Origin of the sequence: Streptomyces sp. NPDC058662, assembly GCF_042716255.1 — a bacterium.
In the GTDB taxonomy this organism is placed as follows: domain Bacteria; phylum Actinomycetota; class Actinomycetes; order Streptomycetales; family Streptomycetaceae; genus Streptomyces.
The window spans coordinates 51,698-69,376 of record NZ_JBHXRU010000014.1; the positions used below are offsets into that span (position 1 = coordinate 51,698).

A 17,679-nucleotide genomic window follows, 5' to 3' on the forward strand; every position below is an offset into this window, starting at 1 on the left:
CCGGTTGCCGGAAACCCACTGAAAGCGAAGCCCCGCCGCACCCCCCGCAGCCGGTTCGCGCCACGCCGCGAACCCCACCCGTGCGGACCAATGCCGCTCGCGCGGCCGTTGGCCGATTCCTCGGAGGGTGGCTGAGAATGGGGGGTGGGGAGGGGCGCACGATTCAGGCCTGCGCGCCCGCAATAGCTGCGCGTCCCTTCACAACCGGGGATGTGAGGCGCGACACTCGCAGGCGCACATGAGCGTTGCCACCGCACCCCCCGCGGAAGTGAGGGCGGATCATGTCCCTGCAAGACGAGCTGGACGCCGTACGGCGCCACCTGGACGAGCTGACGCGCACGGTCGAGCGACTGGAGCGGGAGGCCGGCGGCAGGAGACCGGCGGCCGCCGCACCGGGGCCCGAGCCGGCGCCGGTCCGGATGGTGACCGTCCCGGACACGCCGTACGACAGCACGCTGTGGACCGACTCGGACGACGAGGGCCTGGGCGCCCGCGACCGTCGCGCCCCCTGACGGGGCAGGTCCCGGCCCCGACGTCCACGCGCCACCCATCGGGCCCGGCCGCCCACGCGGCCGGGCCTCCTGGGCCACCCCTCATCACTCCACCCGGAGTCCCCTTTGGCCACAGGCACGGAACGACCCCAGCGGCGGCCCGGCGGCGTCCACGACGCCTCCCGGGCCGCGATCACTGCCAGGCACCTGCGGACCGACCGGTGGTGGCTGGCCCCCGCCGGCACCGCGGCCGGGCTGCTCGCCTTCATCGTGTACTCGACCTGGCGGGCCTTCGCGAACGCCGACTACTACGCGGCCCCGTACGTCTCCCCGTTCTACTCCCCCTGCCTCGCCGAGAACTGCCAGGAGATGCGCGGCGGCCCCAACTGGGACCTCGTCGGCAGCTGGTGGGGCCTGTCCCCCGCCCTGCTCATCCTGGTCTTCCCGCTCGGCTTCCGACTCACCTGCTACTACTACCGCAAGGCCTACTACCGGGCGTTCTGGGCGTCGCCGCCCGCCTGCGCCGTCGCCGAGCCGCACACGAAGTACACCGGCGAGACCCGTTTCCCGCTGGTCTTCCAGAACATGCACCGGTACTTCTTCTACGCGGCGGTCCCGGTCGCGGGCATCCTCACCTACGACACGGTGCTGACCTTCCGCGACGAGCACTACGAGTGGGGCCACATGGGCCTCGGGACGCTGCTGTTCCTGGTCAACGCCGTGCTGATCTGGGCCTACACGCTGTCCTGCCACTCCTGCCGGCACATCATGGGCGGCCGGCTCAGGCACTTCTCGAAGCACCCGGTGCGCTACCGGCTGTGGGGGTGGGTCAGCCGGCTCAACACCCGCCACATGCGGCTCGCGTGGGCCTCGCTGATCAGCGTCGCCGCGTGCGACCTCTACGTCTACCTGCTGGCCACCGGCGCCTTCACCGACCCGAGGATCTTCTGACATGGCTCAAGTCGACCGGCAGCAGTGGGACGTGGTCGTGGTCGGTGCGGGCGGCGCCGGCCTGCGGGCCGCGATCGAGGCACGCGAACAGGGCGCGCGTACCGCCGTGATCTGCAAATCCCTCTTCGGCAAGGCCCACACCGTGATGGCGGAGGGCGGGATCGCCGCCTCCATGGGCAACGTCAACGAGGGCGACAACTGGCAGGTGCACTTCCGGGACACCATGCGCGGGGGCAAGTTCCTCAACCAGTGGCGGATGGCCGAGCTGCACGCGAAGGAGGCCCCGGACCGGGTCTGGGAGCTGGAGACCTGGGGCGCCCTCTTCGACCGGACGCCCGACGGGAGGATCTCCCAGCGCAATTTCGGCGGGCACGAGTACCCGCGTCTGGCGCATGTGGGCGACCGCACCGGCCTGGAGCTGATCCGCACCCTCCAGCAGAAGATCGTGGCCCTGCAGCAGGAGGACTTCGCGCGGTACGGGGACTACGAGGCCCGGCTCAAGGTCTTCCAGGAGTGCACCGTCACCAGGGTCCTCAAAACCGGTTCCGGCAGCGGCTCCGACACGGAGTCCCGCGTGTCCGGCGCCTTCTGCTACGAGCGCGAGTCCGGCCGCTTCTTCGTCCTGGAGGCCCCGGCGGTCGTGCTGGCCACGGGCGGGATCGGCAAGAGCTTCAAGACCACGTCCAACTCCTGGGAGTACACGGGCGACGGGCACGCGCTGGCCCTGCTCGCGGGCGCCCCGCTGCTGAACATGGAGTTCGTCCAGTTCCACCCCACCGGCATGGTCTGGCCGCCGTCCGTGAAGGGCATCCTCGTCACGGAGTCGGTGCGCGGCGACGGCGGAGTGCTGCGCAACAGCGAGGGCAAGCGGTTCATGTTCGACTACGTCCCGGACGTGTTCAAGGAGAAGTACGCGGAGTCCGAGGAGGAGGGCGACCGCTGGTACGAGGACCCGGACCGCAACCGGCGTCCGCCCGAACTGCTGCCGCGCGACGAGGTGGCGCGGGCCATCAACGCCGAGGTGAAGGCGGGCCGGGGCTCCCCGCACGGCGGGGTGTTCCTGGACGTGTCCACACGGATGCCGGCCGAGCGGATCAAGCGGCGGCTCCCGTCGATGTACCACCAGTTCAAGGAGCTGGCGGACGTGGACATCACCGCGGAGCCGATGGAGGTCGGCCCCACCTGCCACTACGTGATGGGCGGGATCGCCGTCGACTCCGACACCGCCGCCACCGTCGGGGTGCCGGGACTCTTCGCGGCCGGCGAGGTCGCGGGCGGCATGCACGGTTCGAACCGGCTCGGCGGGAACTCCCTCTCCGACCTGCTGGTCTTCGGCCGGCGGGCCGGGCTGCACGCCGCCGGGTACGCGGCCTCGTCGGCCGACCGCCCGGCCGTGTCCCCGGCGCAGATCGACGAAGCGGCCGCGGAGGCGCTGGCTCCGTTCCATGCCGCCGAGGGCGCGGAGAACCCGTACACCCTGCACCAGGAGCTCCAGACCACCATGAACGACCTGGTGGGCATCATCCGGCGCGAGGGCGAGATGGCGCAGGCCCTGGAGAAGCTGGCAGGACTGCGGGAGCGGGCCGCGCGGGCCGGCGTCGAGGGGCACCGCCAGTTCAACCCGGGCTGGCACCTGGCGCTGGACCTGCGGAACATGCTGCTGGTCAGCGAGTGCGTGGCCCGCTCGGCACTGGAGCGCACCGAGAGCCGCGGCGGCCACACCCGGGAGGACCGCCCGTCGATGGAGCGCAGCTGGCGGCCGGTGAACCTGCTGTGCCGGCCGGTGGAGCCGGCGCCGTCCGACCCCGCGGCCGACCGGATCGCCCTGGTCCGGACCCGCACCGAGCCCATCCGCCCCGACCTGCTCGCGCTGTTCGACAAGGAAGAGCTGGTCAAGTACCTCGCCGAAGAGGAGCTCTACGAGTGACTACCTACGACGCACGCTTCCGGATCTGGCGGGGCGACGCCGAGGGCGGGGAACTGCGGGACTTCACCGTCGAGGTGCACGACGGCGAGGTGGTGCTGGACATCGTCCACCGGCTCCAGGCGACGCAGGCCTCGGACCTCGCGGTGCGCTGGAACTGCAAGGCAGGCAAGTGCGGCTCGTGCAGCGCCGAGGTCAACGGCCGGCCCCGGCTGATGTGCATGACGCGGATGTCGACCTTCGAGCGGGCCGAGACGATCACGATCACTCCGCTGCGCGCCTTCCCGGTCGTCCGCGACCTGGTCACGGACGTGTCCTTCAACTACCGCAAGGCGCGCGAGGTGCCGGCCTTCGTGCCGCCGGAGGGGGTGGCCCCGGGCGCGTACCGGATGCAGCAGGTGGACGTGGAGCGCTCACAGGAGTTCCGCAAGTGCATCGAGTGCTTCCTGTGCCAGGACACCTGCCACGTGGTGCGTGACCACGAGGAGAACAAGGAGGCCTTCGCGGGGCCGCGCTTCCTGATGCGGGTGGCCGAGCTGGACATGCACCCCCTGGACGCGGCGGCGGAGGCGGGGCTGGACCGCAAGCGCACGGCCCAGGAGGAGCACGGGCTGGGCTACTGCAACATCACCAAGTGCTGCACGGAGGTCTGCCCCGAGGGAATCAAGATCACGGACAACGCGCTGATCCCGTTGAAGGAGCGGGCGGTGGACCGCACGTACGACCCGCTGGTCTGGCTGGGCAGCAGGATCGGCCGCCGTTCGGCCCGGTAGGCGGGCGGCGGGCGGCTCCGGGTGCGAGGGGAGGAATGCCCCCATACTCTCCGAATTGTGATTTCGCCGAGAAGCAGGACGCAACGGCGCACCGCCGCCGGCGTATCCGTACGGGCCGCGCTCGCCCTGGCCGCCGGGCTGCTGGTGCTCGGCGGCCCGGCGCCGGCCGGTGCGCCGCCCGCCCGGGCCGACGATCCGGTCGACCTCGCGCGGCAGGGGCAGATCACCGACCGGGTCGGCGCGCTCGGCGACCGGAGGGCCGCCGTCACCGACGCCCTCGACAGGCTGTACGCCGACCGGCGGATCCAGCTCTTCGTGGCCTATGTGCGCGACTTCTCCGGCCGCTCCGCCCAGAGCTGGGCCGACGCCACGGCGGAGAAAAACGGCCTCGGCCAGAACGACGTCCTGCTGGCCGTCGCGACCGGTGCCCGCCAGTACGCCTATTCGGCCGCCGTCGACTCCGGATTCACCGAGGAGCAGCTCGCGGAGGTGGCCCGTACGGCTGTCGAACCGGCGCTGCGGCAGAACGACTGGGCCGGCGCGGCGATCGGCGCCGCGAACGGCTACGCCGCCGTCCTCGGCGGGCAGCCCGTACCGGTACCCGCCGTCACCCCCGGCCCGCCCGACCCGGGCGGCGCGGGCGGCGCGGCGGGCGGCGGGAGCGGGGCCGGGGACTTCGTGCTCCCCGTGGTCGCCGTCGGCGCGGCCGGCGCCCTCGGGGCGTACGCCTACACCCGCCGCAAGCGCGGGGGCGGCGACGGACGCGGTACGGCGACCGGGCAGGGCTGGGGCGACGGCGGCGGGGCGCCGACGACCCGGCTGCCGCTGCCGGAACTCGACGCCGGGGCCAAAGAACTGCTGGTGGAGACCGACGACGCGGTGCGCACCAGTACCGAGGAACTCGGTTTCGCCTCCGCGCAGTTCGGTGAGGAAACGGTCGGGCCGTTCACGCGGGCGCTGGAATTCGCGAAGGACGAGCTGACCCATGCCTTCCGGCTGCGCCAGCAGCTCGACGACGCCTACCCGGAGGACGACGCCACCCGGCGCCGGATGCTCGACGAGATCGTCGCCCGCTGCACCGAGGCCAACCGGCGGCTCGACTCCGAGTCGGCGGCCTTCGACCGGTTGCGGGACCTGGAGAAGAACGCCCCGCAGGCTCTGGCGACCGTCGAGGAGCACTTCCGGGCCCTGTCCGGGCGCACCACCACCGCGGAGGCGACCCTGACCGCGCTGACGGGCCGGTACGCGGACTCGGCGTCCGCGCCCGTCGCCTCCAACGCCGGGCAGGCCGAGGACCGGCTGCTCTTCGCGACGACCAGCCTCCAGCAGGCCCGCGCGGCCCTCGACAGCGGGGACAACGGCCGGGCCGCCGTGCACGTACGGGCCGCCGAGGGCGCGGTGGACCAGGCGGCGACCCTGGTCGACGCGGTCGAGCGGCGGGCGCAGGAGCTGGCGGAGGCGGCCGGCAGGCTGCCGGGCGCGGTGAACGAGACGGAGACCGACCTCGCGGACGCGCGCGGGCTGCTCAGCGGTACCGCGGAAGGCACCTCGACGGCGGACCTGAGCGGCCGGATCGGCCGGGCCGAGGCCGTACTGGCCGACGTACGGCAGGAGCAGACGGCCGGCCGGTACGACCCGATCGACGCCCTGCGGCGCGTGGAGGAGGCCGACGCGGCCCTCGACGAGGCGCTGGCCGGCGCGCGGGAGCGGGAGTCGGGCCGGCAGCGGGCCGTCGCCCTGCTCGACCAGGCCATGCTGTCGGCCCGCAGCGCGATCGGGGCGGCCGCCGACTACATCACCACCAGCCGGGGCGCGATCGGCAGCCAGGCCCGCACCCGGCTGGCCGAGGCCGGCCGCCGGCTGGAGCGGGCCGTGTCCCTGGCCGACGCCGACCCGGCGGGGGCCCTGGCGGAGGCCCAGCAGGCGGACGCGCTGGCCCGGCAGGCCCAGCAGCTGGCGGAGCAGGACGTACGGGGGTTCCAGGACCCCTACGGAGGCCGGCGCGCCGGCGGCGGCCAGGGCGGCGCGGTACTCGGCGGGATCATCCTCGGCGAGATCCTGCGCGGCGCCGGCCGGGGCGGCTTCGGCGGGGGCGGCGGCTTCGGCGGCTTCGGTGGAGGCGGCGGGCCCGGCTCCTTCGGCGGCGGCGGGACCCGCGGCCGGATGGGCGGCGGCGGCCGCTTCTGAACCGCGCCACCGTGAGAGACCCACCCCTCACCAGGAGATGACCGTCATGAGCAAGCAGACCATCCTCGGCCGCGTCACCCAGCTCGCCAAGGCCAACATCAACGCGCTGCTGGACCAGGCGGAGGACCCGCAGAAGATGCTGGACCAGCTGATCCGCGACTACACGAACAACATCTCGGAGGCCGAGCAGGCCGTCGCGACGACGATCGGCAACCTGCGGATGCTGGAGGCGGACCACAAGGAGGACGTGGAGGCGGCGGCCGAGTGGGGGGCGAAAGCCCTCGCGGCGAGCAGGAGGGCGGACGAGCTGCGGACGGCGGGGACGGCGGGGGCCGGGGCGGGGGACGCCGGGAGCGCCGACAAGTTCGACAACCTCGCGAAGGTCGCCCTGGGCCGGCAGATGCAGTCGGAGAAGGAGGCCAGGACGGCGGAGCCGACGATCGCCGCCCAGACCGCGGTCGTGGACAAGCTCAGGTCGGGCCTGGACTCGATGAAGGACAAGCTGACGGAGCTCCGGGCCAAGCGGGACGAGCTGGTGGCCCGCGCCCGGACGGCGCAGGCGCAGAACACGATGCTGGACGCGGTGAAGAGCATCGACGTCATGGACCCGACGAGCGACCTGAACCGCTTCGAGGAGAAGGTCCGCCGGGAGGAGGCGATGGCCCTGGGCAAGCAGGAGCTGGCGGCGTCCTCGCTGGACGCGCAGTTCGAGTCCCTGGAAGACCTGGGCAAGGCCTCGGAGATCGAGGCCAGGCTCGCGGCCCTCAAGCAGAACCGCGCGGCCTGACCCCTCCCGGGCGGGGGCCGTCAGCCGTACATGCTCAGCAGCTGCTCCGCCGACAGCTCGGCCACGGCCTCCACCGCCGCCCCCGGCAGCGGCAGTTCGAACCACACCGTCTTCCCCCGGTGGGTCCGCCGGGTGCCCCAGCCGGCCGACAGCAGGCCCACCAGCTGGAGCCCCCGCCCGCCCTCGTCGGTGTCACGGGCCCGCCGCCGGCGCGGCTGCGCCAGGTTGGCGTCCCACACCTCGCACACCAGCGTCCGGTCCAGCAGCAGCCGCAGCCGGATCTCGCCCTCCCCGTACCGCAGGGCGTTGGTCACCAGCTCGCTGACCAGCAGCTCGGTGGTGTCCAGCAGCCCCTCCAGGCCCCAGGCCGGCAGCTTGGTCCGCGCCAGCTCCCGCGCCCGCCCCACCGAGCGGGCCTCGCGCGGCAGTTGCCAGTCCCCCACCGCGTCCTGCGGCAGCCCCTGCACCCGGGCCATGAGCAGCGCGATGTCGTCCTCCCCGTGCCGGGTGTCCAGCGTGTTCAGCACGTGGTCGCACACGTCCTCCAGCGGCCGGACCGGATCCGTCAGCGCCTCGCGCAGCCCGCGCAGCCCCTCCTCCAGGGGGTGGTCGCGCGACTCCACCAGCCCGTCCGTGTACAGCGCCAGCAGCGCGCCCTCCGGCAGGTCCACCTCGACCTCCTCGAAGGGCTCGCCGCCCACCCCGAGCGGCATTCCGGGCGGGACCTCCAGCAGCAGCGCGGGCCTCGGCTCCCCGCTCTCGTCCGGCGGTTCCACCAGTACGGGCGGCATGTGGCCCGCGTTGGCGATCGTGCAGCGCCGCGTCACCGGGTCGTAGACCGCGTACACGCAGGTGGCGAGGTACACCTCCGAGCGGTCCGCGTCACGGGAGTGCAGCGCGGCGCGCGAGGCCTGCTGGGATCCGCCGGGGGCGCCGAGCCCCCGGGCGATCTCGTCCAGCGCGGTCAGCACCTCCGCCGGTTCGAGGTCCAGCAGCGCGAGGGTCCGTACGGCGGTCCTCAGTTCGCCCATCGCGACGGCGGCCCGCAGCCCGCGGCCCATCACGTCGCCGACGACCAGCGCCGTACGGTGGCCGGGCAGCTCGATGACGTCGAACCAGTCCCCGCCGACCTCGGTGGCGGCGTTCCCCGGCAGGTAGCGGCAGGCGATGTCCAGCCCCGCCGCCTCCGGGTCGCCGGGGGGCAGCAGGCTCCGCTGCAGTATCAGCGCCCGCTCGTGCTCGCGCCGGTACAGCCGCGCGTTGTCGATGCAGACGGCCGCCCGCGCGGCCAGCTCCACGGCGACGGCCCGGTCGCGCTCGCCGAAGGGCTCGCTGCCCTTGGTACGCGAGAACTGCGCGAGCCCGACCACCGTGTCGTGGGCGACCATCGGCACGACCAGCGTGGACTGCACGAGGTCCTCCGGCCCGCCGCCCTCGATCAGCCGGGGCCGCGCGGTGCGCAGCGCGAGCGCGCCGGGGGACGCCGCCGGGTAGCGGTGGATCTCCCCCACGCAGACCAGCGCATCCGGCCCCGACAGCGGGGCGTCGGAGACGGCCGAGGAGAAGGCGACCCGGCGCAGCGGCGCGGAGGGCCTGCGGCCGGAGCCCTGTCCGGGCGGCAGCGACGGCACCCCGGGGCCCTGCGGCCGGGCGGGGCGGTCGTCGTCGCCGAGCAGCAGCCCCTGGTACAGGTCGACGGCGGCCAGGTCGCAGAAGCCGGGCACGGTCACGTCGAGGAGTTCCCGGGCCGTGGTCTCCAGGTCGAGGGAGTTCCCGATGCGGTGCCCGGCCTCGTTGAGCAGGGCGAGGTTGCGGCGGACGCCGGCGGCCTCACGGGCGGCGAGGTGGCGGCGGGTGACGTCGGTGCCGATGCCGGCGACGCCGATGGGCCGGCCGGTGCCGCCGTGCACGCGGTAGAGGTTGATCGACCAGTGGCGGTCGTCGCGGCTGCGCGGGGTGGCACCGGTGATCCGCAGATCGGTGACGGACTCCCCAGTCTCCAGTACCCGGCGCAGCGCGTCGGCCATCCGGTCGGCCTCGTGCGCGGGCAGGTAGTCGTGGACGGTGCGGCCCCGGTGCTCCTCGGCGGCGCCGCCGAAGACGGCGGCGAAGCGGCGGTTGGCCCGCTGCACGGTGAGGTCGGTTCCGAAGAGCAGGAAGCCGAAGGGCGATTGACCGAATATGGCCTGTGAGGCCGCCAGATCGGATTCGATGCGACGCAGCGCGCGGACGTCGACGACGACGCAGAGCGCGGCCCGCTCGGCGGCTTCGGTCTGGGTGGGCATCACATAGATCTCGGCCACTCCGTGCGCGCCGCCCCCGCCCGGGACACGGAAGGGGATCAGGCCCGTCCATTCCTTGCCGTCGAGGATCTCGGCGACCCTGCGGTGCCCGTCGGCCCGCAGCTCGGGCGGCATGAAGGCGTCGACCGGGTCCCGGCCCACCGCCTGGGCCGAGGTCAGGCCGAAGAGCTCCTCGGCGCGCAGGCTCCACTGATCGATGAGCCCGTCCGGCCCGATCGAGAAGGATGCGACCTTTATGTAGTCATATATCGAGCCAGGTGGACTGCTGTGCCACAGGGTCTCGTGCCATGTCTCGCGAGGCACGTCGTCCCGATGTGCCTGCGCAGGTATCTCGCTCACGCGACCGTCCCCTCCAGCTCACCGCAACCGGACCGGCCATGACCGAAGTATTCAGCACCACGGCCCCGGACGGCACGGCGTTCACGATCACAGCACGGTCTCGTTCGTTTCGAGCCATGTCACGTGATCTCCCCCGGACTCCGCCCGAGGGCCTCCCCGCCACCCTTCCTCTTGTTACTCACCAGGAAGAGCCAACTCGAACCACACAGTCTTGCCCGACTTCCCGTGCCGGGTCCCCCAGCGCTGGGAGGAGGCGGCGACGAGATGGAGCCCGCGGCCTCCCTCGTCGTCGGCTTCCGCGACGCGTTCGCGGGGCGGATCCGGAAGGGGATCGGAGACCTCCACGCGGAGGGCGGCGGCGCCCGGTGTGCTGCCGGGGGCCGGTTTCGGCCGTACCAGGCGGACTCCGATGGGACCCGAGGCGTAGCGCAGGGAGTTCGTGACGAGCTCGCTGACCAGCAGGACGGTCACATCGCCGACGGCTTCGAGGCCCCAGGCGTGCAGGGTGCCGCGGACGGCGTGGCGGGCGGTGCGGACGGCACCGGGCTCGGCGGGGAACGCCCACTCGGCGGTTTCGCCGTCTGTGTCGATCACGCCGATCACTTCCCGGGCCAGCGGTGACCCCAGTCCGGTTCGTCGGTGACGAAAAGAGGACGAGATAGGGATTAATGGGGGCATACCCGATAATCAAGGCGTCGTACCACCCCGTCCCCCACCACCGGCGCACTGTGGCACAGACGGCCTACACCGCGCGCGTCATGCGCCCCCGCGCAGCCGCAGGCGCCGTCCGGCCTCGGCGACCGCGGGCCGGTCCTGGTCGAGCCAGTCCACCGACTCCAGTTCCTCCGGCGTGAGCCAGCGCAGCTCGTCGTGGTCCTCCAGCGGGGCCGGCACCCCGGAGAGCAGCCGCGCGGTCCACACGTGCAGGACGAGACCGGGCTTGAGCGGCCACTCGCCCGGGATCCGCTCCAGCGGCTCCGTCTCCACGCCGAGCTCCTCGCGCAGCTCGCGCACCAGCGCGTCGGGGACGGACTCCCCCGGCTCGGTCTTGCCGCCCGGCAGCTCCCAGCGCCCGGCGAGCTCCGGCGGCGCACTGCGGCGGGCGGCCAGCAGGCGGCCGTCATGACAAAGGGCTCCGCCCACGACCACGCGTACAGTCATGGGCAGAGCCTATGCCGCGCCGACGGGGGAGCCGCGGCGCTCAGTTCGTCGTGGCGGTCTGACCGATCCGCTCGACCCAGTAGAGCTGCTTGTGTCCTCTGTCCTCAAGGCTGTCGGCGACCTTCTGGGCCTCGGCCCGGGTGGAGTACCGGCCCACCCGGTAGCGGTTGCCGTTGTCGTCCTGACGTATGACCAGCCACGAGAGCAGGGCACCGCTTTCGTTCATCGCGTTTCACCCTCCGCCGACGTACCTGCCCGGGAAACCGCAGTGCGCATATGCCCGACCTTACGCCCGACCTTTACTGAGCGGATACGGTTTTTCACGAAGAGGTACCCCACGGCGTACGCATCCGGCCATGCGTACGAGAGGGACGCGCGCGCCGGTTCAGCTCCGGCGCACGGAGGGCGGCAAAAGCGCCGGCACACCGCCCTCGGAGCCGTACGGGGGCCGTTCGCGCTGGTCGGGTCGCGGGGGCGGCAAAGGGAACAGACCGGTCCGGACCGGACGGAGTCGCCCACGATGCCGGGGAGTTCGTACGCCGTTTCGCCGGCGGTTCGGATGTGCGGGGCGGCAACGTCCGCGACGGCCACGGCCGGGCGTCGGGTGCGCTCGCCCGGACGGGTGGCGCTTCCCCCTGGTCAGCCCGGTGCGCGAGGGCCGCCGACGGAGGGCGGGCCGGTCGCGGCGGGGGTTGGGGAGGCCGGGGCGCATCCGCCGGACGAGCCGGAGGAGGCGGGCGCCGGGGCGGCGGCGGCGATCACCATCGCGCCGAAACCGGCCGGGTCGACGGCGCGGCGCCGGCCCGCTCGGGACGCGGGACGGGGCGGCGGCACCCGCCGCACCCGGCGGGGCGCGCGGCCCGGCGCAGGGCGCACGGCGCGACGCGGGCCGCCGTCCGTGACCGCCCGTCACCTCGCGCTCGGCCGCGGCGGTTGCGGCGGTTGCGGCGGTTGCGGCGGTTGCGCCCCCCGGTTACCGCACCGGGAGGTGGTACGCCAGGCGGTAGCGGTCCGCCGGAACCACTACGTCGGCCGTCTCGACAGCCCTGCCGGAGGCGAAGTAGGTACGGCCGATCACGAGCACCACATGGCCCGGGACCCCGCCGAGGAGCATGATCTCCTCCGCCAGGCCGGGCCGCGCGCCGACCTCCTCCACCACGTTGTCCACGACCACGTCGATGGCCGCCATCCGGTCAACCACCCCGGAGCCGCCCAGGGGGCCCTCCTCCGGGAGCATCACCGGGGTCCGGCCGGTCACGGCGAGCGGCTCCCAGGAGGTCGAGAGCATCATGGCCTCGCCCGCGTCGCGGAAGACGTACCGCGTCCGCATCACCCGGTCGCCCGGCTCGATGCCGAGGCGTTGCGCGATCTCGGCCGGCGCGCACGCCTGCTCGCTGTTCGACTCCCAGGTGCCGCGCGCGCCCGAGTCGGACTGCTCCTGCCGGAAGGGCGTGGAGGTGCCCCCTGTGCGGTAGCCGGAACGCGCGACCCGGCGGGGGACGGGCTGCTCCCGTACGTACGTGCCGGAGCCGGACCGGCCCTCGACCAGCCCCTCCGCCATGAGGACCTTGCGCGCCTCCAGCGCTACGGTGTCGGAGACCCCGTACTCCTCCCGGATCCGGGCCTGGGAGGGGAGCCGCGCATGCGGGGGCAGAGAACCGTCGACGATCTTCCGTCGCAGATCCCCGGCCACTCTCAGATAGGCCGGCTGCTCACCGAAAGTCACTGGCTACTCCCATCAGGTTGACAGACAGCTACACCCTGGCAACCGACGGTTGTACATCGCAAGCAAGGGCCAGAGTTTCACCCGAAGTGATGAAGCCAGGTCACTCAAACCCGTTACCGCGCGTTACCCCGACGGACGACGTCACACCGCTTCGGTGGAGGGCCCCCGGCCGGGCTCCCCGCTCCGGCCGCCGCCCGGGGCGGTGGGGTCGACGGGCTCACCGGGGTCCCGCGGTTCGCCGGGGACGGTCGGGGACGGCTCCACCCACGGCGGCACCGTCGTCGACAGCCCGTACACCCCGCGCAGATCCCGCTCCGTCTGCCACGGCAGGGTGCCCGCCGCCCGCTCCCACCGCTCCTCGAACTCCTCGGCCGTGTGCGCCCGGGCGGCCCGCTGCCAGCCCGCACGGGCCGTCTCCAGCGCCTGGAGCTGCGCCTGGACCGCCTTCTCCAGCCCCGGCCGCGTGCGCTCGCGCTCCAGCGTCCGCGCCTCCTCGCCCAGCGCCGCGTACACCTCGCGCGCCCAGGCCCGGTGCTCGTCGAGCGCGTCGTCGACGTCGCCGTCCGGGGGCCGGCCGAGGACGAAGTCGACGGCGTTCGCCGCCCGCAGGAAGGCCGCCTGCTCCGGCCTCAGCGTGCCCGCGTCCCTGCGCAGGCTGCCGCGGCGCTCGCGCTCGGTGGTGCCGATCACGCACAGCAGCTGCCGGTCCCCCTGGCGCCAGGAGTCGCGCGAAGGCGCGAAGTAGTACATGTCGGCGTACGCGGGCAGGGCCCACGTGTCCATCGCGTACTCGTCCTGCGCCTTCCAGCAGACGTCCTCCAGCGCGCGGGCCGCCTCCGCCGTCCCGGGGCCGTGCGCGGGGCCCAGCCGCTCCGCACGGGTGACCTCGCCGTGGTGCGGGGAGGCGCAGTCGACCGCGTACATCAGGGGCCGGTCCTCCGACAGGTCCGCGCCCGGGACGTTGAAGCAGTCGCCGGCCCCGAGGTCGCCGATGTCCACGAGTACGCCCTCGACGCGGGTGTGCGCGCCCGCCCGGTCGAGCCGGTCGCCGACCGCCGCCACCACCCGCCCGGCGGTGAGGGCCAGTACGCCCGTCATCGCCACCGAGACGGCCAGGCCCGTGACCGCGAGGGCCCTGCCCCGCTCCCGCTTCCGGGCGATCTGCGCGAGGGCCACGACGGCGAGGACGACCCCCAGGGGCGGCAGGCACAGCAGGCCGACGAGGAGCGAGGCCGGCGCCAACCCGTTCAGCGGCGGCTGCGGCGGCCGCCCGTGTCCGGGCGGCGGACCCCACCCGTACTGCGGGGACGGCGGGGGCCAGGAGGGGCCCGGGCCGGGGGGCGGACTCGGCGGGGTGCTCACGGGGTGAGGGCTCCATCACGGGGAGTGCGAACGACTGCGCGAATAGTACGCAGCGGGGGCGACCGGTACGCCGGTCGCCCCCGCCTGTTCACCGCTCCGTGCACCGTGCCGGGCGTGGTGGTCCCGTGCGCCCGGCCGCGGCTACGGCCCTGTCGGTACGGTCAGTTCACCGCGCTCAGAACTGCAGCGCCCAGGAGTCGATCTTGCCGGTGTCGATGTTCGCGTTGTCGTTCACCCGGAGCTTCCAGACACCGTTGGCGACCTCCGCGGAGGCGTTCACGGTGAAGGTCCGGATGATGTTGTCCGCGCTGCCGCCGGACCGGTTGTGCAGGACGTACACGGTGCCGTCGGGAGCGACGAGGTCGACCTTGAGGTCACCGGTGTAGGTGTGCTTGATGTCGACCGGCACGCTCAGGGTCGCCGGGGCGTTGCCGGTGACGCCGCTGACGGTGATCGGGGACTCGACCGTGGCGTTGTCGTTGATCGCGTAGTCGGCGGTGTTCTCGAAGCGCTTCCCGGGCGGGGTGGTACCGCCGTCACCGATGTACAGCAGGCGGTTCGGGGAGCCGGTGCCCGGGCTGCCGACCACGTTCGGGGTGGCCGCGTTCACCAGGGCCGTGCCGACCTGGGCCGGGGTGCTGGCCGGGTTCTGCGAGAGGTAGACGGCGGCCGCGCCCGCGACGTGCGGGGAGGCCATCGACGTACCGGAGATGTTGTTCGTGGCGGTGTCGCTGGAGTTCCACGCCGACACGATGGAGGAACCCGGCGCGAAGATGTCCAGGATGGTGCCGAAGTTCGAGTAGCTGGCCTTGGCGTCGGTGCTGGTCGTGGCGCCGACGGTGATGGCCTCGGCGACGCGCGCCGGGGACTTGGTGTTGGCGTTGGTGGACTCGTTGCCCGCCGCCACCGCGTAGGTGATGCCGGCGGCTATGGAGTTGCGCACGGCCGCGTCCAGGGTGGCGTCGGCACCGCCGCCGAGCGACATGTTCGCCACGGCGGGCTTGACCGCGTTCTGGGTCACCCAGTCGATGCCCGCGACGACTCCGGCGGTGGTTCCCGAGCCGTTGTTGTCGAGCACGCGCACGCCGACGATCTTCGCCTTCTTGGCCACGCCGTACGCGCCGCCGCCGACGGTGCCGGCGACGTGGGTGCCGTGGCCGTGGCCGTCCTGGGCGGTGTTGTCGTTGTCGACGGCGTCGAAGCCGTAGGAGGCACGGCCGCCGAAGTCGCTGTGGGTGATGCGGACACCGGTGTCGATGATGTACGCCGTGACGCCCTCGCCGGCCTTGTCCGGGTAGGTGTAGCTCTGGTTCAGCGGCAGGGCCCGCTGGTCGATGCGGTCCAGGCCCCAGGACGGCGGGTTGGGCTGGGTGGCGTCGACGGTGAAGACGCGGTTCTGCGCGACCGACTTGACCGCCGGGTCGGCGGCGAGCTTCTTGGCCTGCGCCTCGGAGACCTCGACGGAGTAGCCGTTGAGGGCGGCGCTGTAGGTCTTGTCGATCTTCGCGCCGTACCGCTTGGCGACGGCCTTTCCGCTGTCCGAGGTGGACCGGGCGGCGGAGTCCTTCAGGGTCACGATGTAGCTGCCGGAGATGGAGCCGGCGGCGCCCGCGTTCTCGATGACGCCCTGGGCGCCGCTGTCGGCGGCCGAGGCGGGGAACGAGGCGGCCGCGCCGAGCGCGAGGGCGACGACGGCGGTCGCGCTGATGCCGGCGATTTTCCGGCGGGTGTGACGCATCACGGACATGTGAGGTGTCCTTCTCATAGGTGGTGCGCTGCGGGGGGTGAGGCGACCGCTTTAGGGCATGAGCATGACAATGCAGATGGCCCAACGGGCTGCCGCCACCGAAAGGTTGACCCACCCCGCCACCACTCACAAGAGGACGGCGGGGGCGTAACATCCCTGCCACACCCCGGCCATGATTGAGCAAAGGCGCTCCGCACATGACGCCCGCACTCCCCGGTTACGTCTGCGCGCGGGACGGCACCGGCGCGGACGTCCGCACGGCGCCCTGGTGCTGCCCGGTCCGCGGCGGGCCGTGGGACCTCGATTTCACGCCGGATCCGGCCACCGCCCTGGAACCGGCCACCGGCCCCCGCTCCCTGTGGCGGTACGCCCCCGCCCTCCCGCTGCCGGGGGCGTTCTCGGTATCCCTGGCGGAGGGCCACACTCCGCTGGTCCCGCTGACGGAGCGGATTCACGCCAAACTCGACTTCCTGATGCCGACCCTCTCCTTCAAGGACCGGGGAGCGGTGATGCTCGCGGAACTGGCCCGTCGGCTGGCCCCGGAGCGGGTGGTCGCGGACAGCAGCGGCAACGCGGGGCGGCGGTGGCGGCGTACTGCGCGCGGGCCGGGCTGGATTGTGAAATTTTCGTGCCTGAGGGCACGTCCGAGAGGAAGACCGACCGTATGCGGGCCCACGGCGCGGTCGTACGGGTGGTCCCGGGCGGCCGCGAGCCCGCCGCGGCGGCGGCGCGGGCGGCCGCCGACGAGCCCGGGGTCTTCTACGCGAGCCACGTGTTCAACCCGTACTTCCTCCACGGCACGAAGACGTACGTGTACGAGATCTGGGAGGAGTGGGGCGGACGCCTGCCGGAGGTCCTGGTGGTCCCCGTCGGCAACGGCACCCTGCTGCTGGGCGCCGCGCTGGCCGTGGCGGAGCTGTCCCGGCGCGGGGTCCGCCCGCCCGCGCTGATCGCGGTCCAGGCGGAGGCGGTGGCTCCGCTGGCGCGGGCGTTCGAGGCGGGGGCGCGGGACGCGGAGCCGGTCGAGCAGCGGCCGACCGCGGCCGAGGGGATCGCCGTCCCGGCGCCGCCGCCCGCCCGGCAGATCCTGGCGGCGGTCCGCGCGTCCGGCGGCACCTTCCTGACCGTCCCGGACGACCGACTCCGGGAGGCCCAGCGGGACCTGGCCCGCCGCGGCCTCGCGGCGGAACCCACGGCCGCGGCCTGCTGGGCGGCCGTGGGCCCCACAGCCCCCACCAACCCCCTCCAGGACCGCACAGCCGTCCTCCCCCTCTGCGGCGCAGCCCCCAAATAACCCCCCGCCGGCCACCTCCACCCCCACCCCGGCGGCGGCGACGGCCCCCGGCGGACACCCGCAGCCCCGCAGTCACCCCCTCAGCCCCGCCGGCGTTTGAGGCGCGGGAGCCAGGGGCGGAGCCCCAATCCCCAAGCCGCACAGGCCCCCCAGCCCGGCCCAGCACCCGAAGCCCCGCCGACACCCCCATCTCAACAGGCACTCCGAGCCCCGCAGTCACCCACAGCCCGCAGGCATCCCTGCCCCTACAGGCACTCCCAGCCCCGAAGTCACCCCTTCAGCCCCGCCGGCGTTTGAGGCGCGGGGGCCAGGGGCGGAGCCCCAACCTGAGCCGCACAGGCACCCCCAGCCCGGCCCGGCACCCGAAGCCCCGCCGACACCCCCATCTCAACAGGCACTCCCAGCCCCCGCAGTCACCCCCTCAGCCCCGCCGGCGTTTGAGGCGCGGGGGCCAGGGGCGGAGCCCCAATCCCTGAGCCGCACAGGCATTCCCAGCCCGGCCGGACACCCACAGCCCGTAGGCGCGCCCCGCCAGGCCAACACCCCCACCGCCGCAGGGCGCAGGCGCACCCCCGTCCCGCCGCACACCCCCAGCCCCGCCCGGGTTTGTGGATCGGGAGGCGCTGCGCACGGG

Annotated in this window: 13 protein-coding genes and 1 pseudogene; 7 read left to right on the forward strand and 7 right to left on the reverse strand. The window is 73.5% G+C overall.

Annotation, left to right across the window (positions count from 1 at the left end; translation table 11 throughout):
- The first annotated feature begins 281 nt into the window (after positions 1-281).
- The 6 genes from ACFWUQ_RS08185 to ACFWUQ_RS08210 all read left to right on the forward strand — a co-directional run bounded on the left by ACFWUQ_RS08185 (position 282) and on the right by ACFWUQ_RS08210 (position 7,113).
- Positions 282-512, forward strand: a complete 231-nt coding sequence (locus tag ACFWUQ_RS08185; protein ID WP_384534540.1) for a hypothetical protein — start codon at positions 282-284, stop codon at positions 510-512.
- A gap of 105 nt (positions 513-617) precedes the next feature.
- Entirely contained in the window at positions 618-1,442 is an 825-nt protein-coding gene (locus ACFWUQ_RS08190; protein ID WP_384534542.1) for a hypothetical protein, read from the forward strand.
- Position 1,443: 1 nt separating this feature from the next.
- Positions 1,444-3,369 carry a fumarate reductase/succinate dehydrogenase flavoprotein subunit gene (locus tag ACFWUQ_RS08195; protein WP_384534545.1) on the forward strand — a complete coding sequence of 642 codons (1,926 nt, stop codon included), beginning with the start codon at positions 1,444-1,446 and terminating at the stop codon, positions 3,367-3,369.
- Positions 3,366-4,139 carry a succinate dehydrogenase/fumarate reductase iron-sulfur subunit gene (locus ACFWUQ_RS08200; RefSeq protein ID WP_384534546.1) on the forward strand — a complete coding sequence of 258 codons (774 nt, stop codon included), beginning with the start codon at positions 3,366-3,368 and terminating at the stop codon, positions 4,137-4,139. The genes ACFWUQ_RS08195 and ACFWUQ_RS08200 overlap by 4 nt, the downstream gene beginning before the upstream one ends.
- A gap of 144 nt (positions 4,140-4,283) precedes the next feature.
- Positions 4,284-6,326: a TPM domain-containing protein gene (locus ACFWUQ_RS08205; RefSeq protein ID WP_384534610.1), complete on the forward strand. Its 2,043-nt coding sequence runs from the start codon at positions 4,284-4,286 to the stop codon at positions 6,324-6,326.
- A 46-nt stretch (positions 6,327-6,372) separates the two neighbouring features.
- The gene (locus ACFWUQ_RS08210) at positions 6,373-7,113 is read left to right on the forward strand and encodes a PspA/IM30 family protein (protein ID WP_384534548.1); all 741 of its coding nucleotides are present in this window, start codon (positions 6,373-6,375) and stop codon (positions 7,111-7,113) included.
- A gap of 20 nt (positions 7,114-7,133) precedes the next feature.
- Here the strand turns inward: ACFWUQ_RS08210 and ACFWUQ_RS08215 are convergent, their stop codons facing one another.
- The 7 genes from ACFWUQ_RS08215 to ACFWUQ_RS08245 all read right to left on the reverse strand — a co-directional run bounded on the left by ACFWUQ_RS08215 (position 7,134) and on the right by ACFWUQ_RS08245 (position 15,751).
- Positions 7,134-9,692: a SpoIIE family protein phosphatase gene (locus ACFWUQ_RS08215; protein WP_384534613.1), complete on the reverse strand. Its 2,559-nt coding sequence runs from the start codon at positions 9,690-9,692 to the stop codon at positions 7,134-7,136.
- A 237-nt stretch (positions 9,693-9,929) separates the two neighbouring features.
- Positions 9,930-10,358, reverse strand: coding sequence for an ATP-binding protein (locus ACFWUQ_RS08220; protein WP_384534550.1), 429 nt, complete (start codon positions 10,356-10,358; stop codon positions 9,930-9,932).
- A 153-nt stretch (positions 10,359-10,511) separates the two neighbouring features.
- A complete protein-coding gene (locus tag ACFWUQ_RS08225) occupies positions 10,512-10,916 on the reverse strand; it encodes a (deoxy)nucleoside triphosphate pyrophosphohydrolase (RefSeq protein WP_384534552.1) in 405 nt (134 codons plus the stop codon).
- A gap of 40 nt (positions 10,917-10,956) precedes the next feature.
- The gene (locus ACFWUQ_RS08230) at positions 10,957-11,142 is read right to left on the reverse strand and encodes an SPOR domain-containing protein (protein ID WP_384534554.1); all 186 of its coding nucleotides are present in this window, start codon (positions 11,140-11,142) and stop codon (positions 10,957-10,959) included.
- Between the two features lie 747 nt (positions 11,143-11,889).
- Positions 11,890-12,642 carry a GntR family transcriptional regulator gene (locus ACFWUQ_RS08235; protein ID WP_384534556.1) on the reverse strand — a complete coding sequence of 251 codons (753 nt, stop codon included), beginning with the start codon at positions 12,640-12,642 and terminating at the stop codon, positions 11,890-11,892.
- A gap of 141 nt (positions 12,643-12,783) precedes the next feature.
- The gene (locus ACFWUQ_RS08240) at positions 12,784-14,004 is read right to left on the reverse strand and encodes a septum formation family protein (protein WP_384534558.1); all 1,221 of its coding nucleotides are present in this window, start codon (positions 14,002-14,004) and stop codon (positions 12,784-12,786) included.
- A gap of 175 nt (positions 14,005-14,179) precedes the next feature.
- Positions 14,180-15,751, reverse strand: a complete 1,572-nt coding sequence (locus ACFWUQ_RS08245) for a S8 family peptidase (protein WP_384534561.1) — start codon at positions 15,749-15,751, stop codon at positions 14,180-14,182.
- Between the two features lie 197 nt (positions 15,752-15,948).
- Between ACFWUQ_RS08245 and ACFWUQ_RS08250 the strand changes: the two are divergent.
- Positions 15,949-17,045: pseudogene (locus ACFWUQ_RS08250) on the forward strand (pyridoxal-phosphate dependent enzyme).
- Positions 17,046-17,679 lie beyond the last annotated feature (634 nt).